This is a genomic window from Bacillus capparidis, assembly GCF_017832095.1.
Taxonomy (GTDB): Bacteria; Bacillota; Bacilli; order Bacillales; family Bacillaceae; genus Bacillus; species Bacillus gobiensis.
Window position 1 is genome coordinate 169,345 of record NZ_JAFDST010000003.1, and the last position, 26,376, is coordinate 195,720.

At 39.3% G+C, this 26,376-nt stretch carries 24 protein-coding genes, 2 pseudogenes and 1 other annotated feature; of the genes and pseudogenes, 13 read left to right on the top strand and 13 right to left on the bottom strand.

Annotated elements, in window-relative coordinates:
* Window positions 1-295 precede the first annotated feature (295 nt).
* Window positions 296-1,294, top strand: coding sequence for an ATP-binding cassette domain-containing protein (locus JOC74_RS14395; protein WP_053605359.1), 999 nt, complete (start codon window positions 296-298; stop codon window positions 1,292-1,294).
* A complete protein-coding gene (locus JOC74_RS14400; RefSeq protein WP_053605360.1) occupies window positions 1,291-2,115 on the top strand; it encodes an ABC transporter permease in 825 nt (274 codons plus the stop codon). The genes JOC74_RS14395 and JOC74_RS14400 overlap by 4 nt, the downstream gene beginning before the upstream one ends.
* 166 nt (window positions 2,116-2,281) lie before the next feature.
* Here JOC74_RS14400 and JOC74_RS14405 read toward each other — a convergent pair whose 3' ends face one another.
* Together JOC74_RS14405 and JOC74_RS14410 are read right to left on the bottom strand one after the other, a co-directional pair.
* Window positions 2,282-2,848 (bottom strand): hypothetical protein, encoded by a 567-nt coding sequence (locus JOC74_RS14405; RefSeq protein WP_053605361.1) that lies wholly within the window; start codon window positions 2,846-2,848, stop codon window positions 2,282-2,284.
* A 111-nt stretch (window positions 2,849-2,959) separates the two neighbouring features.
* Window positions 2,960-4,999, bottom strand: coding sequence for a molybdopterin-dependent oxidoreductase (locus JOC74_RS14410; protein WP_053605362.1), 2,040 nt, complete (start codon window positions 4,997-4,999; stop codon window positions 2,960-2,962).
* 391 nt (window positions 5,000-5,390) lie between these two features.
* Here JOC74_RS14410 and JOC74_RS14415 point away from each other — a divergent pair, with 391 nt between their 5' ends.
* A complete protein-coding gene (locus tag JOC74_RS14415; RefSeq protein ID WP_098945337.1) occupies window positions 5,391-6,194 on the top strand; it encodes a glycerophosphodiester phosphodiesterase in 804 nt (267 codons plus the stop codon).
* 116 nt (window positions 6,195-6,310) lie between these two features.
* Window positions 6,311-7,253, top strand: a pseudogene (locus JOC74_RS14420) (S8 family peptidase).
* A 51-nt stretch (window positions 7,254-7,304) separates the two neighbouring features.
* Here JOC74_RS14420 and JOC74_RS14425 read toward each other — a convergent pair.
* Window positions 7,305-7,769: a C40 family peptidase gene (locus tag JOC74_RS14425; protein WP_053605364.1), complete on the bottom strand. Its 465-nt coding sequence runs from the start codon at window positions 7,767-7,769 to the stop codon at window positions 7,305-7,307.
* Between the two features lie 166 nt (window positions 7,770-7,935).
* On the opposite strand from JOC74_RS14425, the gene JOC74_RS14430 reads away from it, so the two are divergent.
* Window positions 7,936-9,075: an AGE family epimerase/isomerase gene (locus tag JOC74_RS14430; protein ID WP_053606187.1), complete on the top strand. Its 1,140-nt coding sequence runs from the start codon at window positions 7,936-7,938 to the stop codon at window positions 9,073-9,075.
* 8 nt (window positions 9,076-9,083) lie between these two features.
* Here the strand turns inward: JOC74_RS14430 and JOC74_RS14435 are convergent.
* A pseudogene (locus tag JOC74_RS14435) lies at window positions 9,084-9,400 on the bottom strand (SDR family oxidoreductase); the annotation flags it as partial.
* 95 nt (window positions 9,401-9,495) lie between these two features.
* On the opposite strand from JOC74_RS14435, the gene JOC74_RS14440 reads away from it, so the two are divergent.
* The 3 genes from JOC74_RS14440 (at window position 9,496) to JOC74_RS14450 (ending at window position 11,304) form a co-directional block, all read left to right on the top strand.
* Entirely contained in the window at window positions 9,496-9,678 is a 183-nt protein-coding gene (locus JOC74_RS14440) for a small acid-soluble spore protein H (protein WP_053605365.1), read from the top strand.
* 108 nt (window positions 9,679-9,786) lie between these two features.
* Window positions 9,787-10,551 carry a MerR family transcriptional regulator gene (locus JOC74_RS14445; protein WP_053605366.1) on the top strand — a complete coding sequence of 255 codons (765 nt, stop codon included), beginning with the start codon at window positions 9,787-9,789 and terminating at the stop codon, window positions 10,549-10,551.
* A gap of 162 nt (window positions 10,552-10,713) precedes the next feature.
* Window positions 10,714-11,304, top strand: coding sequence for a TetR/AcrR family transcriptional regulator (locus JOC74_RS14450; protein ID WP_225970286.1), 591 nt, complete (start codon window positions 10,714-10,716; stop codon window positions 11,302-11,304).
* A 112-nt stretch (window positions 11,305-11,416) separates the two neighbouring features.
* Here JOC74_RS14450 and JOC74_RS14455 read toward each other — a convergent pair whose 3' ends face one another.
* From JOC74_RS14455 to JOC74_RS14465, 3 genes are all read right to left on the bottom strand, one after another.
* Complete coding sequence (locus JOC74_RS14455) at window positions 11,417-12,526, bottom strand: TDT family transporter (protein WP_053605367.1); 1,110 nt, start codon at window positions 12,524-12,526, stop codon at window positions 11,417-11,419.
* 566 nt (window positions 12,527-13,092) lie between these two features.
* Window positions 13,093-14,691 carry a 2-isopropylmalate synthase gene (locus JOC74_RS14460; protein WP_211086195.1) on the bottom strand — a complete coding sequence of 533 codons (1,599 nt, stop codon included), beginning with the start codon at window positions 14,689-14,691 and terminating at the stop codon, window positions 13,093-13,095.
* Window positions 14,692-14,752: 61 nt separating this feature from the next.
* Window positions 14,753-14,995: a binding site (T-box leader), on the bottom strand.
* Between the two features lie 71 nt (window positions 14,996-15,066).
* Window positions 15,067-15,453 carry a LysR substrate-binding domain-containing protein gene (locus JOC74_RS14465; protein ID WP_082364219.1) on the bottom strand — a complete coding sequence of 129 codons (387 nt, stop codon included), beginning with the start codon at window positions 15,451-15,453 and terminating at the stop codon, window positions 15,067-15,069.
* A gap of 233 nt (window positions 15,454-15,686) precedes the next feature.
* Here JOC74_RS14465 and JOC74_RS14470 point away from each other — a divergent pair, with 233 nt between their 5' ends.
* Window positions 15,687-15,968, top strand: coding sequence for an EamA family transporter (locus JOC74_RS14470; RefSeq protein ID WP_053605370.1), 282 nt, complete (start codon window positions 15,687-15,689; stop codon window positions 15,966-15,968).
* A gap of 230 nt (window positions 15,969-16,198) precedes the next feature.
* Here JOC74_RS14470 and JOC74_RS14475 read toward each other — a convergent pair whose 3' ends face one another.
* The 4 genes from JOC74_RS14475 to JOC74_RS14490 form a co-directional block, all read right to left on the bottom strand.
* Window positions 16,199-16,804, bottom strand: coding sequence for a beta-class carbonic anhydrase (locus JOC74_RS14475; RefSeq protein ID WP_053605371.1), 606 nt, complete (start codon window positions 16,802-16,804; stop codon window positions 16,199-16,201).
* A 66-nt stretch (window positions 16,805-16,870) separates the two neighbouring features.
* Window positions 16,871-17,881, bottom strand: coding sequence for a sodium-dependent bicarbonate transport family permease (locus JOC74_RS14480; RefSeq protein WP_053605372.1), 1,011 nt, complete (start codon window positions 17,879-17,881; stop codon window positions 16,871-16,873).
* Window positions 17,882-18,044: 163 nt separating this feature from the next.
* On the bottom strand, window positions 18,045-18,407 hold the full coding sequence (locus JOC74_RS14485) for a Na-translocating system protein MpsC family protein (RefSeq protein WP_053605373.1): 363 nt from the start codon (window positions 18,405-18,407) through the stop codon (window positions 18,045-18,047).
* A 708-nt stretch (window positions 18,408-19,115) separates the two neighbouring features.
* On the bottom strand, window positions 19,116-20,021 hold the full coding sequence (locus JOC74_RS14490) for a LysR family transcriptional regulator (RefSeq protein ID WP_053605374.1): 906 nt from the start codon (window positions 20,019-20,021) through the stop codon (window positions 19,116-19,118).
* A gap of 100 nt (window positions 20,022-20,121) precedes the next feature.
* Between JOC74_RS14490 and JOC74_RS14495 the strand changes: the two genes are divergently transcribed.
* Window positions 20,122-21,036, top strand: coding sequence for a DMT family transporter (locus tag JOC74_RS14495; protein ID WP_082364225.1), 915 nt, complete (start codon window positions 20,122-20,124; stop codon window positions 21,034-21,036).
* Window positions 21,037-21,245: 209 nt separating this feature from the next.
* On the opposite strand, the gene JOC74_RS14500 is transcribed toward JOC74_RS14495, so the two are convergent.
* Together JOC74_RS14500 and JOC74_RS14505 are read right to left on the bottom strand one after the other, a co-directional pair.
* Window positions 21,246-21,671: a DUF2935 domain-containing protein gene (locus JOC74_RS14500; protein WP_053605375.1), complete on the bottom strand. Its 426-nt coding sequence runs from the start codon at window positions 21,669-21,671 to the stop codon at window positions 21,246-21,248.
* Window positions 21,672-21,850: 179 nt separating this feature from the next.
* A complete protein-coding gene (locus tag JOC74_RS14505) occupies window positions 21,851-22,531 on the bottom strand; it encodes an ArsR/SmtB family transcription factor (RefSeq protein ID WP_053605376.1) in 681 nt (226 codons plus the stop codon).
* A gap of 122 nt (window positions 22,532-22,653) precedes the next feature.
* Here JOC74_RS14505 and JOC74_RS14510 point away from each other — a divergent pair, with 122 nt between their 5' ends.
* The 3 genes from JOC74_RS14510 (at window position 22,654) to JOC74_RS14520 (ending at window position 26,365) form a co-directional block, all read left to right on the top strand.
* Window positions 22,654-23,478: an isocitrate lyase/PEP mutase family protein gene (locus JOC74_RS14510; protein ID WP_053605377.1), complete on the top strand. Its 825-nt coding sequence runs from the start codon at window positions 22,654-22,656 to the stop codon at window positions 23,476-23,478.
* A gap of 184 nt (window positions 23,479-23,662) precedes the next feature.
* Window positions 23,663-23,869, top strand: a complete 207-nt coding sequence (gene copZ, locus JOC74_RS14515; RefSeq protein WP_053605378.1) for a copper chaperone CopZ — start codon at window positions 23,663-23,665, stop codon at window positions 23,867-23,869.
* A 75-nt stretch (window positions 23,870-23,944) separates the two neighbouring features.
* On the top strand, window positions 23,945-26,365 hold the full coding sequence (locus tag JOC74_RS14520) for a heavy metal translocating P-type ATPase (RefSeq protein ID WP_053605379.1): 2,421 nt from the start codon (window positions 23,945-23,947) through the stop codon (window positions 26,363-26,365).
* Window positions 26,366-26,376 lie beyond the last annotated feature (11 nt).

Here is a 26,376-nt window from a genome sequence, read left to right on the forward strand (position 1 = left end):
CGCTGTCACAAAAAATATAAAAAATTTTTTATGGAGTACAATGAAATCGGATACATTCAAAAAACTTTAACAGCCAAATTTCATGATAAATTGTCTCTAGGACAGCTGAATTTCGATTGAAGGTTTCAAATCTATCACCTATAATAATAGTATTGGAATAATTGTCACATATTTCCGCATGAAAACACCTCAGGTATGGCAATTTGGAATGAAGAATTGTGCCATAATTTTGTGTTTCATACGGATTTTTTTTTCTGAAAAACTGATAGCTAATATAGTTGGAAGGGTGAAGAGAATGACCGGTACGAAAAATGTCCAAAACAAAGCTGATCTTGCCATTGAAGCATCTGGTCTCGCTAAAATATTCGGAAAAAATCGAGCGGTAGATGGAGTAGATTTGGCGATTCCTAAGGGGACCGTTTACGGGTTCTTAGGTCCGAACGGTGCTGGGAAAACGACGACGATTCGCATGCTGGCGACGCTCATTAAACCTGATGAAGGCAGTGCAAGGATACTTGGACATGACCTTGTTGAGGAGGCCGATGCAGTGCGCAGCCGTGTCAGTTTGACAGGACAATTCGCTTCGGTCGACGAAGACCTCTCCGGTATGGAGAATCTTATTTTGATCGCCCGGCTTATGGGATATACACGGAAACAGGCGAAAGAAAGGGCGAGTGAACTGCTCCATGCCTTTGGTTTGGAGGAGGCAGCTAAGCGCCAGGTGAAAAAATACTCGGGCGGGATGCGGCGGCGGATTGATATTGCTGCCAGCATCATCGTCTTGCCCGATCTTTTGTTTCTTGATGAACCGACCACAGGGCTTGACCCTCGAAGCCGTAATCAAATTTGGGATATTGTTCGGGAGCTTGTGGGCTTAGGGACGACTGTTTTGTTAACGACACAGTATCTTGACGAGGCTGATCAGCTGGCTGATCGAATTGCAGTGATTGATCGAGGCAAGATCATTGCGGAAGGGACAAGCGGCGAGTTAAAAGCGTCTGTAGGAACGGGGACACTGCATATAAGACTGCTTGACCCGGAAACACGGCCGCAGGCGGAAAAGCTGCTGGCTGAAAAACTTGATACGTCTATAACTCTCGCATCTGACCCGGTAGCACTTTCCGCCCGGGTAACTGACACCGAGCGTGTAGCATTTGCTCTCGGCGAACTCGCACGTGCCGGTATTAAGATCGCTGATTTTTCCCTTGGACAGCCGAGTCTTGACGAAGTGTTTCTTACATTAACTGGCCGTCCGGCAGAAGAGGATGCTATGAAGGAGGAGGTAGGGTCATGAGTAGTCCAAATACGTCTGAGGATAAATTAAAGGCAGCGCTTTCGGCTCGTGTACGCCCGCAAAGACCAAATGGCTTAAACTCTTCGCTTACCTTTGGCTGGCGGGCGCTATTGAAGATTAAATATGTCCCGGAGCAGCTCTTTGATGTTACATTGTTCCCGGTTATGTTCACACTCATGTTTACGTATCTTTTCGGTGGTGCGCTCGCTGGCTCGACCGGAGAGTATTTACAGTTTTTGCTTCCGGGAATTTTAGTCCAAACCGTGGTATTCACGACGATCTATACCGGGGTTGCGTTAAACACGGATATCTCTAAAGGAATTTTTGACCGTTTCCGCTCTTTGCCGATATGGGGGCCGTCTCCGCTTGTTGGAGCCATGATTGCTGACACCGTCCGCTACAGCATTGCTTCGGTCATCGTGATTGTTCTCGGGTTAATACTCGGTTTTCGTCCGGCCGGCGGTGTACTTGGTGTGCTGCTTGGGATATTGCTGCTCCTCATTTTCGCCTTCAGCCTGGCTTGGATATTTACGATTCTCGGATTAGTGATGCGCACTCCGAATTCCGTGATGGGAGTAAGCATGACTGTGCTCTTTCCGCTCACGTTTGCCAGTAACATCTTCGTTAATCCGGAGACAATGCCCTCTTGGCTGCAGGCTTTCGTCAACGTCAACCCGATTACCCTCCTAGTGACGGCAGTCCGCGGCTTGATGCAAAACACGGCGACCTTTGGAGAGGTCGGCTGGGTTCTATTGGCATCTGTTGTGATTACGGCTATTTTTGCACCGATTACGATGTATTTGTACCGGAACAAGCGATAAGAAGCTCAATATATAAAAATCATTTTGATGTCCCTTATTATACTGAAGAAGAGGGAGAACAAGTGGCTTTAGTTTTACGAAGAATAAAATAGTTTCTAGGTAATAGAGTTTTCTCTAAAAGAGAAGTTTATCATTGTTTGGATAAACCTCTCTTTTATTCATTAATCTATTTAAATTTATATGTTACTGTCACTTCTTGAAAATTATTTGGTTCCATATAATCAAACACATATTTGATCAATAATTCATTTGGTTCTTTCCATTCTAACTGATATGCTCCATTTAAAAAAGGTTTATAACCATCATCTGTTCTTATATTTGTTAAATGCGTCATAAATAATCCCGAGTTTGACAATTGATAGATTTCACCATGTCCGGTTTCGATTATCAAAAAGCTCTCTTGACTATCTGGTGAAGAGAAAGTCGTATATTCAGCATCGTAATATTCTAATCCATTTAACAATACTAGAGCAAAAATAAATGAACCGATACCTATTACAATTCCCCTGATTACTTTATCTTTTTGTTTATAATTAATTAAATAAACTCCAGAAACAACCGTAGTAATTATGAATAGGCCATTGAGAAATTGATGATTAATTCCTTTTGCCGGGGTTCCAAATTGAATGTATATCCCTTTCATAGTAAACAAATATGAAATAAGTAAAAAAAACAGACTCAAAATTAAAGAAACTATTGAAATTTTAAGAAGTTCTTTATTGTTATATATCATTATTTATCTCCTATTTCTGCGGGGATTAAAAACAATACAATTTGGTCTGTCAAAATTTTTTTTTACTTTTCTCTCCCAAAGGAGAACCGGTTAGTAAAAGTCCCCAATTTTCTATATCTTCTCGATCTGCACTTTTCCTGAAAAGAAGACTGCTCCGCCGCCCATGTCTGACAGCCGGTCCGGCGCTAGAGCGTTCACAAGCTGTTGTTTATCTTTTGCGTCTGCCCAGAGCCCCTGCGTGACAACCGCTCCCGGAAGCACCTGGTCTCCTGCTGAAACGGTCAGCACACATTCGCCCCGGTCATTCCAGATACGGACTTTTTCGCCAGTTTTGATTCCTCGTTCGTTTGCATCATCTATGTTTATAAAGGCTTTCGGTTCTTTTTCTAATTTTTGATGCTTTTCATTATTGGAAAACGTTGAATTTAAATAATTGTGGTTGGGTCCAGGGATAAATGTCAACGGAAACTCACTGTCATCCAGTAAGTCGGTATGTACTGGAAGAGGTGAATAACCGTCTTTTTTCATCGCTTCAGAATATAATTCAATTTTTCCGCTTGGTGTTTTAAGAGTACCAGGCAGAAGAGGCTGTCTTTTCGCTTTCATAAACTGATTTTCCAGCAGAGCCTCGTAGGTAATACCTTCAATATGGGAGTTTCCCGTATTGTAAAGTGACTGGCGAATCATGTCTTCATCCGTATCCTGAAGCGCTGGTTCATCAAATCCCATCGCTTTTGCCAAAAGACGAAACACTTCTGTATTTGATTTACTTTCGGCAAAGGGCTTGATCACTGGTTGTTGGATTTGTATATAGTGATGCCAATAAGACGTATAGAAATCGAGATTTTCAAAAGACGACGTTGCTGGCAAAACAATGTCTGCGTATTTTGCCGTTTCTGTTAAAAATAAATCATGGACAACCGTGAACAGATCATCTCGCATGAAACCTTCACGAACTTTATTTGCTTCTGGAGCAACCACTGCGGGATTTGTACCGTAAATAAACAACGAATAAACAGGCGGATCTGTTTCCGTCAGTATCGTTCCGAGCTGATTCATGTTAAAGCTTCTGGGCCTGCGTCCTTTTAATAAATCAGGACGCTGTAACGCTTGTTTATTAAATTGAAGGAAAGCGGAGTTACCCTTGGTTGCTCCTCCTCCTTTTTCCAGCCACTGTCCCGTAATAGCAGGCAGACATGAAATGGTACGAACGATCATTCCGCCGTTGTCATGATGTTGAATGCCATTCCCAATTCTGATAAAGGCTGGAGACGTTTCTCCGTACATGATTGCCAGCTGGTACAAATCCTCTTCAGGAACCCCCGTTATGTTTGCAACCTTTTTAGGAGCATATTGCTTAACGTGCTCGCGCAGTTCTTCATGCCCCGTGGTGTAAGTTTTGAGGAAAGCATCATTTTGTAGATTTTTTTCAAACAAAATGTTCATGATGCCGAGCGCAAGCGCCCCGTCTGTCCCGGGATTAATCGGGATAAACCAATCGGCAAGCTTTCCGGTCTGGTTTTTATGGACATCGATGACGACGATTTTAGCACCTTTTTTTCTGGCTTTTTGCGCGATCGTTATTTGATGCATGTTCGTAGAAACGGCATTGATTCCCCAGAAAATAAACAGCTTTGAATGGATTGTTTCCTCAGGGTCGATTCCGTGCGCGCTGCCCATTGTGTAGTTGTATCCTACAGAACCAGCAGTATTGCAAATCGTCCGCTCTAGCTGGCTTGCACCTAGGTAATTGAAGAATCGGCGATCCATTCCTTCAGATTGAAGCCGTCCCATATTTCCGTAAAAGCTATAGGGAAGGATGCTTTCGGCTCCTTCTTTATCAATAAGTTTCTTCCAACGGGAGCTGATCGTATCAATCGCTTCTCTCCAAGAAATCGGTTCGAATTTACCTTCTCCTTTTTTCCCAATTCTCTTTAAAGGGACCGAAAGACGTTTTTTATCATATATTCGTTCCGTCATATTGCGTACTTTGTTGCAGATGTTTCCCTGGGTTACGGGGTGGTTTTTATCACCCGCAACCTTTACGATTTTTCCGTTTTCTTTATGAATTAAGAGGCCGCATTGATCCGGGCAATCGAGAGAACAAACAGATGGAAAAACACCGTTTTCCTGCATAGTGAAATCGTTCATAACGCATATTCCTCTCCGAGTTTATATTTCTAGCATTATATCATGTTTAATGAAAGGGGTGATTCAGGATTTAATGTAAAAAAACATCTAATTAGAAATTTTCACTAATATTGTATGGTGGTAATACAATAAAAATAGATAATAGTATCTATATAAACACGAAATATAGAAACCTATTAGTTAAATAAAAGGAAGAGGATCTCCTCCCAAAATTGATTCAATTAACCTTTAAACTTAATCGTATATTTCCACTAGCTAGAATCTTTACCAAGGTGTAAATCAAAATTAATAATCGATTGCTATTCTTGACTCGTAGTTACTATGAGAGGAGATGTGAATAGTGAAAAGAAAATGGTTAGCGGCTCTTGGTGCTCTGGTAATTGGAATTGGAATGGCTGCTTCAGGTGAAACTGGTATGGCAAAGGAAAAACATAAGGATATTGTAAACGTTTCACACCGTGGTGCTTCCGGCTATGCTCCTGAACATACTCTTGTATCCTATGAGAAAGGCGAAAAAATGCACGGTGACTATATTGAAGTGGACCTGCAAATGACAAAGGACGGCAAATTAATAGCCATGCACGACGAGACTGTTGACCGGACGACAAATGGGACAGGAAGAGTAAAAGATTATACATTAGCACAAATTAAACAGCTGGATACAGGGAGCTGGTTTAACGAAGCTTACCCTCAATACGCAAATCCTGACTATGAAGGATTAAAAGTTCCTACTCTTGAAGAGGTCTTTCAAAAATTCGGGAAAAACGCAAAGTATTACATTGAAACGAAATCTCCTGATGTATATCCTGGTATGGAAAAAGAGCTTTTACGTCTTGTAAATAAATACGATATTAACAAAGATACGCTTCTAGTTCAGTCGTTTAGTTCATTAAGCTTGCAAAAAATGCAGCAGCTGGATCCATCGGTCAAGCTCATACAGTTGCTCTCCTATAAAAGCAATGCGGTAATTACCGATGCTGAAATTGCAGCAATAAAAGAATACGCCGTTGGAGTCGGACCTAACCATACATATTTAAATCAAGAATATGTAAGGAAGGTTGTTGATAGCGGGCTCGAGATCCACCCGTATACCGTGAATGACAAGGGAAGGATGCAGCAGCTGATTGACTGGGGGGTTACGGGAATGTTTACAAACTTTCCAGATCAGCTTCATGAAGTGAAAAAAGGGAAGTAGTATCGATGAAAAATGCCGTTCCTATCGTGGAACGGCATTTTTACATTTATGAGATATGAAAATTAGACATTAAATAAAATCTCCCAACATAGCATACGGGAAGGGAGATGATAGAAATGCCAGATATTCAATTAATACCATATCGTGTTGAAGAACTAAGGGAAACTTCGACAGAGATTCCGTATGGTGTAAGCATGATTCAAGCACCGTCAATTTGGCGAGAAGGATACAAGGGTGAAAATATCGTAGTAGCCGTAATCACACAGGATGAAATCAATCATCCTGATTTAAGGGGACAAATCATCGGCTGATATAATTTTACGATGACTATAATGGAGGAACGTCTCCGATAATAACGGGCACGGCACACATGTGTGCGGCATTATTGCAGCGAAGGAGAATGACAGGGGAATAACAGGAGCTGTTCCTAAAGCAAAACTGCTGGTATTAAAAGGCTTAACAGGTGAAGGAAAAGGATCAGTTCAAACAATTTCTGATGCCATAAACTATGCAGTGAAATGGAGAGGACCCCGAGGAGAAAAAGTGAGGATTATTTCACTCTCGTTAGGCAGTCCTGACGATCATCCTGTCTTACACTCTGCGATTAAAAAAGCTGTACAAAATAATATTGTTGTCGCCTGCGCAGCGGGTAACGAAGGTGACGGAAATGCACAAACGAATGAATATAGCTATCCGGGAGCTTATCCGGAAGTTATAGCAGTAGGCTCTGTTGATAGTAATCAACGTCTCTCTCCATTTAGCGGCTCCAATTCTGAAGTTGATGTCGTAGCACCCGGAGACAAAATTGAGTCTACTTTTCCACCAAGTAAATATGCGGTATTATCTGGGACATCAATGGCTACTCCGCATGTGTCAGGAGCTTTGGCTCTTCTCATTGAAAAATATGAGGAAAAATATAACCGTACCTTATCTGAGCCGGAAATTTATGCTCAGCTCATAAAAAATACTGTTTCAATTGGCTATCGAGAGACAGAAGAAGGGAATGGACTGGTGAAACTGGATAGTAACCGGTCATCGAGATCGTTTCGATGGATGTAATGTATGTAAAAGTCTACCTGTTTTCCTATGTAAACAGGTAGACTTTTTATGTCAAATCACTCGTTTTGTTCCTTTATATTTGCTTTTCCAATGCGAGTCTAACTCGGAGATCTGCACTTTTTTCCCTTGCCGATACGTATGAAGGATATGTCCTTTTCCAATATAGACGGCGACATGTCCAATTTTTGCGACGCCTTCTCTATTTTCACGTTTTTTTGTTGTGAAAAACAGCAAATCTCCTTGCCGGATTTGAGAAAAAGGAATCCGGGTACCCATTAAAAATTGCTGGCGAGAATTTCTAGGAAGAGAAATCCCGTTTACGCCAAAAATATGCTGAATAAAAGAACTGCAATCAAATACATTGGTTTGATCCGAACGGGCGTTAAACACATAAGGAGTTCCTAAAAAGCGTAAACCTGTTGAAATAATTTGATCGGCGAGCATGTTAACCCTCATTATTTTCTTTTTTTTTATATCAAATGCGGCCGGCAGTCTGTTTGCTTGGACAAGTATCATACATTTATCAGCCCATTCTTTGAAAATATCCTACCTTGACCGGCATATATCCCCCCTACATCATACCTAGGTCGAAAATTGCATAGAGTAAAGCAACCCATAAGAAAGTGGTGGATTCATTTTGACTTCAAATTTTAGAGACGGCAAATTTCTAAAAGAGCATATAATGGCCATCGTCCGTTACTATGCTTCGAGATGTATAGATACAAAAAATGGCGGTTATATCAATTGCTTCTTGGACGATGGAACTATTTGTGATTATGAAACGAAGCATCTTGTTGGTATGTCCAGGTTTATTTATATTTTCAGTGTGGCTGCGATGATTAGTGATTCTCCCGCCAAGTATGTGGAGGCTGCAGAACACGGACTAACGTTTCTTGAGGAACATCAGCATGACAAAGATCACGGTGGCTATTATTGGATTTTAAAAGGACAAGACGTCTATGATTCAACGAAATTTGCGTACGGGCATGCTTTTGTCCTGTTGGCTGTCTCTACTGCATACCAGGCGGGGATTAAAAAGGCCGGGCAGTTAATTGAAGATGTTTTTGATATTCTTGAAACTTATTTCTGGAGAAAAGAAGATGGATTATACGTAGATGAAATATCTGCTGATTGGGCAACTGTTTCACCTTACCGGGGACAAAACGCCAATATGCATCTGTGTGAGGCGATGATGGCAGCGTTCGAGGCAACAGGGGAAGCACGTTATCTCGACCGGGCTTATCAGTTGGCCCATTCGGTCATATTTAAGCTTCTTCCCCAGTCTGGCAGTCTGATCTGGGAACATTATGATGAGAATAGGAAAATAGATTGGGAGTACAACAAAGATTATACCAAAAGTGAATTTCGGCCTTACGGCTTTATTTTTGGACATTCGATCGAATGGAGCAAGCTGCTGCAGCTTCTGGAAAAGCACAAAGAGGAGCAATGGATTTTTCCGCAGTCAGAGCGATTATTTCGTACGGCGGCAGACTACGGAAGCGACCGCAGGTATGGCGGGATTTATTATGCCATGTCTCCTGAAGGGAAAATCATCGATTCAGATAAGCTTTATTGGGTTATGGCAGAAGCAATTGGGGCAAGCGCTTTATTCGCTGCAAAGACTAACAAAATCGCGTATAGAAACTTTTATGAGCAAATATTCAAATATTGCTGGAGGTACTTTGTCGATCATAAATGGGGAGCATGGTATCAGCTGCTGAGCGTCGATAATCAAAAAAACAGCAACATTAAAAGCCCTCCGCCTAAAACAGATTATCATCCGATTACAAACTGTATAACTGCAATGAAGGCTTTTTTATAACGTTCTTCTTACGTCGTAACCATTTGGCCGCCGTTCACGTGAATGGTTTGACCCGTAATATAGGATCCGTCATCAGAGGCAAGCAGTACATAGACCGGGGCCAGGTCATAAGGCTGCCCTGCCCGTTTCATTGGCACATCTGTTCCCAATGTTTTTATTACCTCGGGAGGCTGCGTTGAAACGTTAAGCGGTGTCCAAATCGGTCCGGTGCCACAGCGTTCACACGAATTCCTTGATCAACAACAGAATTAGCCAGAGCCCGGGTGTAGCTCACGATGGCTCCTTTTGTTGCCGAATAGTCGATCAGGAATTTGAAATTATTATATTCAGCCTGAAAACTTTAGGTGAAATGTTCATTGAATACTTAAAAAGATTAAAGGAAATAGTATAAGTGAAATTTAATTCAATAGGAGGAAGCTTATGAACTCGCAACGGGCACAAGAGATTTCTGAATCGCCAGTTATGGCAAATGTCACTTATAACGGAATTCCAATTTACATTCAACATGTGGATGAGAGCAATGAAACCGCCAGAATTTATCCTCTCGATAACCCGGAAAATGAACAAGAGGTTTCATTAAGAAGCTTAAAAGAACTAGACTGAACCAATTATGGTTTGGTCTTTTTTTTTAGAACAGAAAAAATCTATAAAAAAGCTATTGACCTTCACGTTACGTAAAGGTGTACATTAAGGGTGTCAGGAGGTGATCACATGGAATATACAGTACAAAAATTGGGGCAGCTGGCTGGAGTCAGCACCAGAACGCTTCGGTACTATGATGAGATTGGAATTCTTAAGCCGGCAAGAATTAACTCGTCAGGCTACCGGATCTATGGTCAAAAGGAAGTTGACAGGCTGCAGCAGATTCTGTTTTACAGAGAACTGGATGTTAACCTGGACAAGATAAAAGACATTATCAATGCCTCATCCTTTGACGAAGTAAGCGCCTTAAAAGAACATCGTGAACAACTCTTTGACAAAAGAAAGCGATTGGATTTGCTAATAGCCAATGTAGAAAAAACAATTGCATTATCGGAAGGGAGAATCATTATGTCAGATAAAGAAAAATTCGAAGGCTTTAAGCAAAAAATGATAGATGAGAACGAGAAAAAGTATGGAAAAGAGATCCGCGAAAAATACGGGGATGAAACGATCAATAAGTCTAATGAGAAGCTGATGAACATGACGCAGGAGGAGTATCAAAAGGTTAAACAGTTGGAGCAGGAAGTAAAGGATACGTTAGCTGAAGCATTCAAAACTGGTGACCCAGCAAGCGACATCGCGCAAAAAGCTGCTGATTTGCATAAACAGTGGTTAACGTATAGCTGGAGCAAATACAGCAAAGAGGCACATGCGAATCTTGCGCAAATGTATGTCGATGACGATCGCTTTAAAGCATATTATGATGACAAGCAGCCAGGAAGCGCAGAATTTTTGAGAGATGCGATTCATATTTATACTGGGAAAAAGAGTTAAAAAAGTGCTTTGAAGAAGAACATGCGGGTGAATGCCCGCGTGTTTTATTAGTCTATCTGAACTAACGATATCAGCATATATTGACACTAATGTAAGATCAAAATATAATCAATGTTAGTTATCAATAACTATCTTAGTTGAGCATGATGTGAGGTGTCTTTATTGAAGGCAATTGAAGCGGGAACCGCGGAGCGAATCATTCAAGCAGCTCTTCAATTGATGCAGAATAAAGGTTTTAAAGCTGTAACAATAAAAGAGATAGCGCAGGCAGCAGAGGTGAGTGAGATGACTGTCTTCCGCCATTTCGGAACGAAGAAAGGCGTATTTGAGGCAGCTGTGAAAAAATATTCATATCTTTCTGATTTTAAGAATGCTTTCGATGAAAAGATTCTTTGGGACATAGAGAAGGATCTATACATGATCGCACAAATGTACATCGAATTAATGATTAAGAATCAACCTATTTTTCTGATTGCTGTCCAAGAACGGACGACGATGCCTGAATTGGCAGATTTTGTTTCTAAACAAACAGATCGATTGAAAGAATACCTTACAAATTATTTTCTCGTGATGCAGGACAAGAAAAAAATGATCAAAACGAACGCCAAGATCCAGGCGATGATATTCTTGACTATGTTATATGGCTTTTTTTCTTCAAAAGCCCTGTGGAAGGATCAATTTATCAAGGAATCAAAGGAAGAGTTCCTGCAGCATACTGTAGCTGCTTTGTCTAATGGATTAAAAAATAGATAAGGAAGAGGAGGGGGATGGACAATGAATCTGGTTGTCGGCCGTGGCGGCACAGGAAGTTCGGCGTGGCTAGTTTGTCTTTCCCTTTTTTTCTAATAGAACAGCCGATGATTCCTTACTGTGGGGAATATCGGCTGTTTTCATAAGGTAAATGAATAGGTTCGTCTTTTCTAGTAAAATTTTGATGAACTTGTAAACTTATTAACAAAACCTCAATGAGGATCAGGAGCACAATCAATATCGGTAAAAAGAGGAAGACTAAGTTTTGCAGGCTATCGATTAGTAAATGATGGCCCTTGGGTATCCTTTCAGTGAAAAAAAGAAACGTTCCAAACGTAAAGATTCTTGCCCATTGACTAGGTGAATAGGAAAAGACTCCTTGCTTCCATCCCAATTTTTTAACCCGCTGAGTAGACCGGAAAACCTCAATAGCCTCTATAATGAGGAAAAGGGTAAATGAAACGATCCAGATGAAATCAAGGATGTAAAAGGCTTCGAAATGTGAAAAGGTTAATGATACACCTGTAATCGACATAGCGCCATGAATGATGCAGTTTGTGTTTGTCCAACTTTCTGTTAGATCTTTATTTGGTATATGAATATACCGAAATAAAATAATTCCAAAATTTAACAAATAAAATAAGAAACCGATAATGAGAAGAATGTCTGCAAAGTGTGTTGGAAAAGCAACTCCAAATATGGTATACCCAGAAATAACAATCGACTGGGTGACAACACACGTCAGTAACAATCCGCCATGAATTTGATGTGAGTATTTTTTTGTTGCTTTAAAAATGTATATATAGTTTCGTACTGCCAATCCTAAATATGAAAGCCATAAGACAAGATTAATAAAAAAAAGAATCCGTGAAGGGGTATAAAATTGCTTATCTGAAAGTAAAACGGTAATAACGGATATGGCAGCAATCCAAGTCCCTGTCGAAAAACTAGATATAGGGTCTTTTATATGTGATGAATAAAAGACACCTTCCAGCATATCAAACGTGTAATGTATGATAACCCAAAAGGCTATGAGGATAATGAGATGGAAAACTATACCGCTTATATAAGGAAGGGCGAAATCCTCCGTAAGGATGTCTTTCATCATAATTCCCATTGCCATGATGGGAGCACCAGCTACTGTAGAAATGTTTAGGCGGGAAACTTTCAAGTTAACTATAATCGCTAATGTAAGAATAATAATGAATAAAAATATAAAAATCATCGCATTCTCCTAGGTGATTTATTCATGAGGAATTTATTTAAATTTTATTAGACTAATATCTTCGTTTTACGTAATTGATATCTATAATTCTGATGAAAATACATAAACGTCTGTAGACTATGCAGGTTTCATAGAGTAGTTCAATTCTCATTAATAATTATATCGCAATACGATATAATTTGTAAGTATAATTCGATCTATTCCAATTTGTTTTATTGGTATATAAGATCGCTTAATTTTTTAATAAAGATTCAACGTTTTCAAAAAGTAGATTTTTCCCCTCCCCTTTGCCTCCCCCCCCTGATAAATCATGTGAATTTATCCCGCATTAACGGGCAGTAAGCCCTCACCTTTCAGGGAGAATCGACTGAAAAAGAGGTGGGGGATTAACTGCCTGTAAAAGCCCGATTGGTTCACCTAACAATCAGGTGGGAGAAAATGTTCGAAGGCTAAGTACTCATGCGTCCTGTGCATATCCAGTGTGGACTTCTTCGGGATTAATAATCACTAAAGTGTCATTCACCCCAAATTGTGTTTCACCCTTATATTGAAACGTTATTAGACTCCTAACCGTTATTTGTCGTAAAATGAGCCCTATTTGAGTTTTGAAGAAAATGATCTACGATGATGCTGTTGATAGCGTTGATAAACGCGAATGCACTTGCTTTCATAATATCCGTGTCTGTTGCTTTCGCCATGTATTTTTCTCCTCTGTATTCGACCTGGATTTTTACTTTTCCAAGTGCCTCTTTTCCTCTTGAAACGCTGCTAATATTGTACTCAATCAAGGTAAGATCCAACTCGCTAATTTCTGCAATCGTTGAATACAACGCATCAATCGGACCTGAGCCGCCGCTGCTTCCTTCCAGCAGTTCATCTCCTTTTTTCACTTTTACACTTGCAGAAGGGAAATGGGTATTGCTGATCACTTGCAAGTCAATCAGTTCAAAGAAATGGTCACTATAGTGCGTCATGTTTTGGTTGAGATTATCGTGTTTTGCAAAATAATTTTCAACGATCACATATAGATCATGGTTATAGACTTCTTTCTTCGCATCAGCCAGCTCAAGAAATGCTTCAAAAATCCCTTCAAAATGTGTGTCCGTTAATGAATCAAAACTTAATTTCTGAAGGGCGTTTTTCACTGCATGACGCCCGGAACGAGCGGTTAGAACAAGCTCCATATCTTCTAAACCGACTTCAATCGGGTTTATGATTTCGTAAGCTTCTCTTGATTTCAACAATCCGTCCTGATGTATGCCTGAAGAATGGGCAAAAGCATTTTCTCCAGTAATCGCCTTATTTACCTGTACTTCAAGTCCCATTAAATTGCTTATAATCCTTGATGTATTCATGATTTCTTTGGTATTAATGTTGGTGTATGCATGATAGGCATCGGAGCGCGTATTCAACGACATTACCACTTCTTCTAGTGAAGCATTACCTGCTCTTTCACCAATACCATTGATCGTACACTCCACTTTATCCGCACCACTTTTAATAACTGCTAACGTATTGGCTGTTGCCATACCAAGATCGTTATGACAATGGACGCTTAATAGCACGTGATCATTCACGTTTTTCAATCGGTCATTAATTTTAGAGATGAGTTCACCAAACTCCTCCGGCTCGGCATAACCACAGGTATCAGGCACATTTATTATCGTAGCCCCTGCTTTGACAACCGCTTCAATCGTTGCCCATAAGTATTCAAAATCAGCGCGGGACGCATCTTCTGTTGAATATTGCACATTAGGCAAAAGTGTTTTGGCATATTTTACGGCATCGACACCAATATTTAAAATTTCACTTTTCGATTTTCTGAATTTTTTTTCCACGTGGACGTCTGAAGTACCGAGAACGATATGGATTAGCGGGTTTTGCGCATACTTCACGCTATGATAAACTGCATCAATATCAGCTTTTACCGCTCTTGCTAACGCTGTGATGAAAATATCATCTGTATTGCCGACTTTTTCAGCAATTTCTTTTACAGCATTAAAATCGCCGGCAGATGACGCAGAAAAACCCGCTTCGATAATATCAACGTTTAGCTTTTTCAGCTGCTGTGCCACTTCTAATTTTTCATTCAGATTTAGCTTAGCTCCCGGAACTTGCTCTCCATCACGTAAAGTCGTATCAAAAACCCAAATTTTCCTCGACATTTCAAAACCACTCCCTTTTGTCATTTTAAATTAATAAAAAAGCCCCGCCTCTATAAAAACCTATAGAGACGAGGCTTTACTCGCGGTACCACTCTAATTGATCAATCCATATAAGATTAACCCACTCATTTTTCGACAGCCATCACTGCCTATCTTCATAACGGTAGAAACCGACATCCCTTACTAATCAGTTCAGGGAGTAGCTCTTGGATGAGTTCAAAGGCAATAACTGCCGATTCCCACCAACCATCGGCTCTCTGAAAAGCTTATACACCCTTCTACTATTTCCAATATTTGCTTATTGTTATTTAATTACTTGGATAATAAATCAGTGAACTCGAGTTGTCAACACTAAAATTCAGAAATATTGATCATTTAATGAAGGAGAGGTTTCGTTCCTTTATTGGCGGCTTTTTCCTCATCTCTTTGTTCCGCTGAAAATTCTTTCAGAACATCAACAAAATATTTGACCGATACGGAAGCATTGTCAAACGAAGGACAAATCAGGCTAATCTCTCTTTTGATAGCAGGGGAAATGATTTTTAAAGGCAGCTCATGAGAAATAGTAGCTAATGTAAATTCAGAAATGATGCCAATTCCCAATCCGTTATTCATCATTTTTACTAGCGTTTCTCCGCTTTGAACCGTAATTCCATCATTTAAATTCAACTTTGTGTTTGCAAAAGCTTCTGTAACAGCTTCTTCATGTCCGCCCTTGCAAAATATCAATTCTTCGTTCTCTAATTCTTCAATCGTAACGATCTTTTTTCTGTAAGACGATAATTGGACGGGAGTACGACGACCATTTTATCTTTTTTTAACACGATATGTTCAAAATCATCGGCCGGGCTGGCAACGATTCCTACATCAATTTGATAATCATCCAGTCATTTTTTTACTTGATCCGAAGACCCTTCTTTTAATTCAAATTTAATGTCCGGATATCTGCTTTTCATGTGGGAAATAACTGGCGGCAAAAAGTAAGCCTGCTGTAAATGATTCAATGCGGATTTTTCCGCTTTTTAATCCTTTATTTTAACACGCAAACAGTGACAGGTGAATTGCTGATCATTGTCTCAGCACTGAGCTGGGCGTGTGTGAATGTTTTCAGTAAAGTGAAGTTTTCCGGAGATGAAATCATGAATATGACTGCCTGGCAGTTACTCATAGGAGCGATCATTCTGTTTGTGATTTCGATAATGACGGAAAATGTGTCACAAACGGAATGGACACTTCCGGCCGTATTGTCCCTTAGGATTGCTCGTTTACACTCATAACCCTGAAGGTGGGGGTCTTACTGACCGTTAATGCGGGATAAATAATATAAAAGAAAGATCAAACTCCTTTGTAGAAAACTTGTTTGTGGTAACAACAAGCTTAACATTTCTACAATAGGAGTTTTTTCTCTTAAAGTTTTTTCATTTTCTGTAACCGATACAACGCTAATAGGGGCAGATCCTTTGTTTTAAGCTGCCTTCCTTAATTGAAATTTTTTTAGATATATGATTCACATAAATGCTCTTTCTGTATTTGCAGCTAAACGATCCCCTGTTTCATTTGTTCCATCAATTAGAAGTTCTAATTTACCTGAAACAGGATGTATAACTAGACCATGTACAGGGATATGCTTTGGCAGGAGTGGATGTTTACAAATAACATCTACACTGTGGCATACCGAATCTTCTACAGAGTTAAATCCTTTTAACCAATCGTACAGGTCAATACCTGAATATTTAATTGTTTGGAGAGTTTTCTCATCTATACGATTTTGAAGTATCGTCTCGATTATTTTATCCGCATCTAAGTTCCCAGCTCCACAATCGTAGTGTCCCACTACACAGACTTCGTTCGCCTGCAGCTCATATATTGCAATAAGTATGCTTCGCATAATGCTGCCAAATGGATGATCAACAATAGCCCCAACACTTTTAATGATCTTGACATCACCGTTTTGAAAGTTCATTGCACGTGGCAGTAGCTCAACTAAACGTGTATCCATGCAAGTAACAATGACTAAACGTTTATCAGGAAACTTTGTTGTACAATATTTTTCGTATTTTTTTTCGTCAACAAATTTTTGATTATATGTTAAGACTTCCTGCAAAAGTGACATATACTTACTCCTTTCTATGTCTTGCAAAAAGATTCGTTAACCTCATTTAAGAGTATAAATACCAATCTATTGGATCCACTGAGCTAACTGATTATACAATGGAATACCAAAAGTAAGGTTAAAAGGGAACGTTACACCTAAAGCTAAACCTAAATAAATTGATGGGTTTGCCTCTGGTACAGACGATTTTAATGCTGCTGGCGCTGCAATATAAGAAGCACTGCCAGCTAAAACGCCCATTAGAGTAGATCCACCAACAGAAAGACCTGTGAGATGTCCCAATAAAACTCCTAACGTACCGCCAATAAGTGGCATATAGAGTCCAAAAAGTAATAATTTCATACCGTGTTTACGAACTTCAGGCAACCGTTCACCTGCCATCAATCCCATAATTAATAGAAATATAATTAATACACTGCCATATAAGTCTATAAATAAGGGTTTTACTACTGGAAGAGCACGTTCTCCAATAATGAGTCCTATAAATAAACTTCCTAGTAAAAGCAAAACACTTTTTCCAAATATACTTTCAATGATCAATTTTCTATCAAACATTTTGAACGGGGAAGAGGCAACTATGCCAACATTTTGTGAATGGGTTGGTACCGGGTGTTTTTTATTCTCAATAACTTTTAATAACAGTAATGAAACAAAGATTGCTGGGCTTTCTAATAGGGCAGCCATAGCACTCATAAACCCTTCGAATGTTGTTCCCTGTTTTTCAAGATATGAAATGGAAGTTCCGAAAGTAACAACACTGATCGAACCGAATGTCGCTGCCAAGCCAATGGAGTTTTTGAGATCCATTTTAATTAGCCGCATGATAAAGAACGTTATTAATGGAATAGCGATTCCTAAACATAAAGTTCCCATAAGGGGCCGAATAACAGAATTTAATGAATAATGGGAGAGTTCAATTCCGCCTTTTATTCCAATTGCAATTAAAAGATAAATACTTAAAGTTTCACCTAGTCCAGCAGGAATTTTTAAATCAGACTTGCATAAAGCAGCGATGACACCTAATACAAAAAACATGACAGCAGGTGTTAATAAGTTTTGTAAAACCATTTCAAACATTTAATATTCCTCCTAATTTGTAAAAACAAAATAAAAAAACCGACACAATCAGAATGAAGGGTCCCCTTGACCATTCATGCTAGTTGAAGTCGGTTTATCGTTAACTCCCTTATTAATTAAGGTTTTTAAAGATCTCCCTAAGTTATGAAATTAAATGAATGACTTAATTGGTTTCTTCTAAATTCTTAGAAAATTTAAAGACGATTAGTCTTTCTCCAGTTTTTGTACTTATATCGGTAAAAAAACTTATTACTTCTTCTCCAATTTTATTTTGGATCATTTGATTGATTTCAGCTGCTCCTGATTCAATTAGATCAGAACGAAATTTTTTAACAGATAATATTCCTTGTTTTGTTTCACAAAGTGAATGCTCTGCAGGAGTTAGGATACCGTGTAAAACGACAATAACTTTATCTCGCAAAATATCTGCCTTAATCGACACAGCACCACGGCCAAAGTTATCCTTTTGCCAGTGAGTAACAATTTTACAAACCTCTGCTTCGATAAATCCTTTAGTTTTTTTCAAATAATAGTTTTCCACCATTCTCTAATTTATTAAAAATTTTTACCAGTTGGTATTGGAGGCTTCTCTGGATGAGGCTGCATATCCGCAAATGCGCAGGTGCGGGAAAAACAATTTCACTAAATGTAATGATGTACTAAAAATATAATGACAATCTTTTCTTTTATTTCTCAATACATGATTTTAAAATCTAAAACCTAAAAAAGACTTCTTTTTTACCAGATTTTTTCTTTTGACATTTTATTTAGTCTTATCACCTTCTTTTGTTTATCACTTTAATCAAAAGTATTAAGCTTTACAATATTATGTAAAGCTTTGTACTCTCGCGTTATATTCTATTTTTTATAATTTATAGAGTCAATAGGTTTTCTTTTAAGCAAGTTTTTTTAAAAACTAAGTATTTAGAGCTAACAATATTGATGTAATAGGTTTGAAAACGTATTGCATTTTAAATATCACTTGCAAAAAATGAAGCAATATATCTATTTTCTATTTTAGTTTAATAGGCATAAAAAACTCATATTTTCAGTAAAAAAGTTTCAGGAACAAACTTTCGTTATCGTTAGACTTTTTCATTTTACATGGAATAGAACTGGAGAATGCATGGGGATATTTATTTGCTGCTTTAATGGCAATCCGAATTTCCTAAAACCGGCACGGTTGCCTAACAGTAAGAGTTGTAAACATTAAGGAACGATTTCGCTCCTTCTTTTATACTTTTAAAGACGATGTAATTTCCTCATCCCTTTGCTCCTCAGTGAACTTTTTCAAGATATCGACAAAATATTTGACGGATATGGAAAGATCATCAAATGAAGAAGTTATGAGACAAATGTCTCTTTTGATCGCAGGAGAAATTGTTTTTAACGGCAGTGTATGAGGAACCGTAGCTAAAGTAAATTCTGATATAATACCCGCTCCTAATCCGTTATTCACCATTTTTACTAGCGTTTCTCCACTTTGAACGGTGATTCCGTCATTCAGGTTCATATGCTCATTTGCAAATGCTTCATTCACAGCAGCTTCATGTCCGCCTTTACATAAAATCAATTCTTCATTCCCTAATTCCTCAATCGTAACGATCTCTTTTTCCGTTAACCGATGATTTGGCGGGAGGACGACGACCATTTTATCTTTTAATAATACGAAATGTTCATAATCAGTTGTAGGGCTGGCAACAATTCCCACGTCAATTTGATAATCATCAATCCATTTTTTTACTTGGTCTGAAGTTCCTTCTTTTAATTCAAATTTTATATCAGGATATCTGCTTTTAATGTACGAAATAACCTGCGGCAAAAAGTATGATGATGCTGCCACAAATGATCCGATACGGATTTTCCCACTTTTCAAGCCTTTTTCTTCATCTGCGAATTCCTCTACTTTGTTTACCAATTGAATCACTTTTCTAAATTCCTGTACAGTTGCAGTGCCAATTGGAGTTAAGTGGATCCCCCTTTTTTTATCGCGATAAAATAAAGAAACTCCTAACTCTGATTCAAGACTTGAAATAGCTCTGCTAACAGCCGGCTGCGTCATAAATAGTTCTTCGGCTGCGTCTGTAAAATTCAATTTCTCAGCAACCTTAATAAAAATTCGGAGCTGGTTTATTGTCATAACAAATATGTTATCTCCTTTCGTTAATTTATGTATTTCCATTATGATGTTGATGTTATTATACTAACTTTACATAATAAAAGAAAGGAATGGATAATACATGTTTAAAGTTGCAGGTGCTATATTTTTAGTCGTACTCATTTGGGGATATACATGGGTAACGATGAAAATAGGGTTGAGCTATATCCCGCCATTTTTATTTTCTGCTTTTCGATTATTAATTGGCGCCATTCCGATTTTTTTGATATTAATGCTGCTAAAAAAACCGCTGCTTCCGGATAAAAAGAAAATCACGAACGTTTTGGTCATGAGTGTCCTCATGTCGTTGGGGTATTTGGCAACTTTAACTTACGGGATGCAGTTTGTTGATTCGGGCCAAAGCTCTGTATTAGTGTATACGATGCCCATATTCGTTACGTTGATTGCCCATTTTACGATAAATGAGCGGCTGACTTCATTTAAAATCATCGGAATTTGTTTAGGAACAGTTGGTATTCTCTTTATTTTAGGGCCGCAATTTCTCAATTTTAACGCGCAAACAGTGACAGGTGAATTGCTGATTATTGTTGCGGCAATCAGCTGGGCGTGCGCGAATGTATTCAGCAAAGTAAAGTTTTCCGGTTCAGATATTATGAATATGACTGCGTGGCAATTATTAATTGGAGCGATCATGCTTTTTGTGATTTCGTTTATCACCGAAAACGTGTCGCAAACAGAATGGAATCAACAAGCTGTGTTGTCCCTGCTTTTTAATGGGATTTTCTCAACGGCCGTAACATTTATCGCCTGGTTTTGGGTTCTTACGAAAATCGAGGCATCTTTAGCATCGATGACACTTATGGCCGTTCCGATTTTAGGTTTATTTTTTGGCTGGCTGCAGTTAAACGAAACCCTTACGATAAACATTTTGGCAGGAGCATTCTTAATATGTATCGGGATTTTCTTTGCTGCTAATAAAAATAGAAGAAAAGATCTAGTGAAGGATACATTGGAATATCAAGTAAGACATCGATAAACCACTCTTTGGTCAAAAAGAACCAAGATCTCCGTTAATAGTTCTTGGTTCTTCCTGTTGTATGGGGAAATTTCGGTAAAGCGAGTGACTTTCTAAAGTGCGAAAGTCTGTTGCGTGCTAAATTGATGATGTGCTGCACCTTGCCTATTTATGTACAAACTGGGCTTAGCATGCGAATTCAGCACTTTGTATGTGGGGGACCCTATCAGCTATTTTTGATATAAAATGGTTTGGGCAATGCCGATGAAATATTCGGATTCACGGATAATATGATCAATTACAACTTTCGCAGTTAAATTGTTTTTGATTGCTTCGCTTTGGTTCTTAATTTGTCTGCATAAATCAATAAATCTTTGACTTTGTTCTAAACAGAATGATACGAGTTTGAGTACATCCTGGTAGAGGGAAGGTGTAATTTCATAGTCCGAACGGGTTACCGTCTCAATAAATCTAATGACCCGCTGATGTGTTTCGCTTAATACCTTTTCCCATTCTATTAATGCTTCGACATAATTCGCTTCCAAGTTTTTCACTAATTCCCGTATGACAACTGTATGCTCTTCTTCTTGATGCTTCCAAAATTCAGCCTCGTCCAAAATACGTAATGGCATTTTTTGTCCATAATAAAATTGCATTTCCCTTTCTGACCCCCATTCAATATTTGCCTATTAAAAATGTATTCATCCTTTTAGACAAATATGAGGGCTTGTTTCAGAAGAGTAAACTTAGAACCAGAGCATATATTATACTATACGAAGGTATATTAGGGTTGATTTAAGTAATGGAAAATGTGACGATTGTAATTCTCAGTTTCTCATATATTAAAGTACTTTTTGAAATAAAACCGTCCGGTGCTTGTAATGCTGACAGCTCTTGTATAAGGGATATGAGTGATCCACTGTTTTTCAAAAAAATGAGTAGCTAGTGCACTTCCTAAGCTGCCTGCCAGGTGATGCTGCCTTTCACTCCAGTCTAAACAACATCTGGAAAATGAACGTCGTTTTTTTCTTATTGAGGGCAAGTCTAATCCTAAATCGCCAAAAAATTGTTCTCCCTTTTCCGTTACTTCAAACTGCCCCTGTTCTTTGCTTAAAATTCCCGAATGAACCATCGACTCCGTTAAGCGAACTCCCAAATTTCCGGCTATATGGTCATAACAAGTTCTTGCTTTACGTAACGCTCTTGTTTGCGAATCTTGTTTTAATGACTTTATTTCTGCAGGCGGTGAAATAACAAGGAAAGACTCTAACATTTGTGCGACCTCTTGATTAGCTAATTGATAGTAATGAAACCGGCCATGTTTCTCCATTTTTATCAAATGGATTTTGCTTAGCTTTGCCAAATGAAAACTGGCTGTTTGCGGCTTTACTTTTGCAATGGAGGCTAATTCACTCGCTGTATGAAATCGCCCGTCCAATAGACACGTTAATATTTCTGCCCTTGATGGATCAGCCAGAAGCGAGGCCATTTCAGTAATATTAGGGTTTCCATTCATCATTTCCACTCCTTTTGTAATCCATATTTCGATGATACTGGAAATGTTTCGGTATTACAATGAAGACATAACAAAACAAATCAGGATCTTGGATTGAAAATACCAAAAGGAGAGACACATGAATGAAAAATAATCGAACAGTAAAATATGAAAAATTCCGGCAGCTTCATAGCCGATCTAAAACTTTTGTCCTTCCAAATGCTTGGGACGCCGGAAGTGCAGCAATTTATCAACAAAGCGGTTTTGAAGCGATCGGAACGACGAGTGCAGGAATGGCTGTCTCATTAGGGTATCCTGACGGAGAAAATCTTCCTTTTGATAAATTGCTGGAAGCATTAAGGTCTATTGTAAATGCTGTGGATGTTCCAATCAGTGCGGATATCGAAGCGGGTTATGGGAAGTCAGTACAGGAAGTGAGAGAAAATGTAAGGCAGATTATTTCTACGGGAGTTGTAGGTATTAATCTTGAAGATGGGACAGGAAACCCTGATGCCCCCATTTATGATCTTTCATTGCAGTGTGAAAAAATAGCAGCTATCAAAGAGCTTTGTGATTCGCTGAAAATGCCCTTATTCGTCAATGCCCGTACAGACCTTTTTTGGCTTAATATAGGGAATCCCGAAGAGCGTTTGATAATAGCCATAAATCGTTGTAAGGCTTACCAAGAGGCAGGAGCAGACTCCATCTTTGTTCCCGGTCTAAAAAACACAGACGCTATTAACATTCTCAGACAGGAAATATCAATCCCAATCAATTTATTAATTGATGCAGAAACTCCTTCTCTGCAGATGCTTTCTGAAATTGGAATTGAGAGGGTAAGCACTGGTTCGGCACCTTTTCGAGCGACAGTTACATTCTTAAAAAGAGTAAGTGAAGATATCATAAAACGAGGTGATTTTCAGCAAATAGCGGATGGGGTAATTTCATATCATGAGTTGGCCAAATAGTTGGAACGCCAATTGTTCATTAAAAAAGAGGTTTTTTGCCTCTTTTCATTTTTTCTCTTTACATACGGTAGGGGGGTATAGTAAGATTAATTCAAGAAGACGATGCAAAGCAGGTAATAATCCATTTTGTTTATCGTACGGTTAAAAGGTATGAAATAATAATCAGCCAAGGAGGCAAAAAATAATGGAAAATGTAAAATTACAGGTAAAAGGAATGTCTTGCAGTCATTGTGTAAATGCCATTGAAGGGAATGTTAGTCAATTAGAAGGTGTTCATTCAGTAAATGTTCATTTAAATGATGGAAGCGTAGACGTATCGTTTGATTCAAAAAACATTTCTTTACGGGAAATTACCGATGTTATTGAAGACCAAGGCTATGAAGTAGGCTAAGTTCAAAGTTTCTAAGGGGTATGCTGTACGATTACTATACCCTGATACGGTATGTGGTTATGAGGAGTGAGCGGTGTGAGTGATAAAAAAGAAACTACCCTTCAGATTGCTGGAATGACGTGTGCGGCTTGTGCCGTGCGAATTGAAAAAGGCTTAAAAAAAGTTGATGGGGTAGATGATGCTAATGTGAACTTTGCGTTGGAAAAATCCAAAGTAACATTCGACCCATCCAAAGCCAACGTAAACAAACTGAAAGAAAAAGTAGAATCTCTAGGGTATAAAGTAGTTACGGAAAAAGCGGAATTTGATATTACCGGAATGACCTGTGCAGCGTGTGCGAACAGGATTGAAAAACGTTTAAATAGATTAGACGGCGTCCAAAACGCCACTGTCAATTTTGCTTTAGAGACTGCACAAGTCGAATATAGCCCGGAAGAAGTGTCGGCTTCAGATATGAAAGAGGCGATCAAAAAGCTGGGCTACCAGTTAGAACAAAAGCAAGAAGATACAGGAGAAAAAGTTGACCACAGACAAAAAGAGATAGAGAAGCAAACAGGCAAGTTCATTTTCTCCCTGCTGCTTTCCATTCCTTTACTTTGGGCGATGGTTAGTCACTTTGAATTCACTTCGTTTATTTGGCTGCCGGAAATGTTCTCGAATCCTTGGGTGCAGCTGGCACTTGCAACTCCGGTTCAATTTGTGGTTGGCGGCCAGTTTTACGTTGGAGCCTATAAAGCATTGCGAAATAAAAGTGCGAATATGGATGTTTTAGTCGCGCTCGGAACGTCAGCTGCTTATTTCTACAGCCTTTATTTAAGCATTCAATCGATCGGATCAGGTGCCCATATGGTGGAATTATATTTTGAAACGAGTGCAGTTTTGCTTACTCTGATCATTTTAGGCAAATTATTTGAAGCAAAAGCAAAAGGACGTTCATCAGAAGCAATAAAAAAACTGATGGGACTTCAGGCAAAAACGGCTACTGTTCTAAGAGACGGCCAAGAATTAAATGTACCGATCGAAGAAGTAAAAGCTCTAGACATTGTTTACGTAAAGCCAGGAGAAAAGGTGCCTGTTGACGGAGAGATCATCGAAGGCAGGTCTGCCCTGGATGAGTCAATGATTACTGGGGAAAGTATTCCTGTTGATAAAACGACAGGAGATGTTGTAATTGGATCCACAATCAATAAAAACGGATTTTTGAAGGTGAAGGCGACTAAAGTTGGAAAGGACACAGCTTTGGCGCAAATTATTAAAGTAGTGGAAGAAGCTCAAGGATCGAAAGCGCCTATTCAACGTTTGGCTGACGTTATCTCTGGAATATTTGTCCCGATTGTTATTGGAATCGCGGTTGTTACGTTCCTTGTGTGGTATTTATTCGTCAGTCCGGGAGAGTTCGCAGCAGCCCTTGAAAAATTAATTGCTGTGTTAGTTATCGCCTGTCCTTGTGCATTAGGGTTGGCCACTCCTACGTCCATCATGGCCGGATCCGGGCGGGCAGCTGAGTACGGAATATTGTTTAAAGGCGGCGAACACCTTGAAACGACTCATCGTTTGGATACAGTGATTTTAGATAAAACCGGAACGGTCACCAATGGTAAACCGACGCTTACTGACGTGATTGTGTCAAATGGGATGGATAAAGCTGAATTTTTAAGGTTGGTCGGTACTTCCGAAAAGAATTCCGAGCATCCTCTTGCTGAAGCCATCGTCCAAGGGGTTAAAGACAGAGGAATCAAACTCGGCGATTCGGAGCATTTTGAAGCTATTCCGGGCTTTGGAATCCATACAATTGTTGAGACGAAAACCATATTGATCGGAACACGCCGGCTTATGGAGAATAACGAAATTGATATTCAAGAGATCATACCGAAAGTGGAAGAGTTAGAAAAGCAAGGTAAGACGGCAATGTTCGTCGCAATTGACAATCAATTTGCCGGAGTTATCGCTGTTGCGGACACAATAAAAGAAACGTCTAAAAAAGCGATTCAGAGATTACAAGAAATGGGGCTCGAAGTGGTTATGATCACGGGAGATAACAAAGCCACAGCCCAAGCCATTGCTAGTGAAGTCGGCATTGAACATGTAATAGCCGAAGTTCTGCCGGAGGGGAAAGCAGAAGAAGTCAAAAAGCTTCAAAACGCTGGGAAAAAAGTAGCGATGGTTGGAGATGGAATCAACGATGCACCGGCACTGGCAACAGCTGACATCGGTATGGCAATCGGGACCGGGACGGATGTTGCAATGGAGGCTGCTGATATCACATTGATTCGCGGTGATTTAAATAGCATAGCTGATGCAATCTTTATGAGTAAAATGACCATTCGTAACATTAAGCAAAATCTGTTTTGGGCGTTTGGCTATAATACGTTAGGTGTTCCTATTGCGGCGCTTGGCTTCCTTGCTCCGTGGCTTGCGGGAGCAGCTATGGCATTTAGTTCCGTGTCCGTTGTTTTAAATGCACTGCGCCTGCAGCGAATGAAGTTAAGAGGGTAGAGGGGGTTATG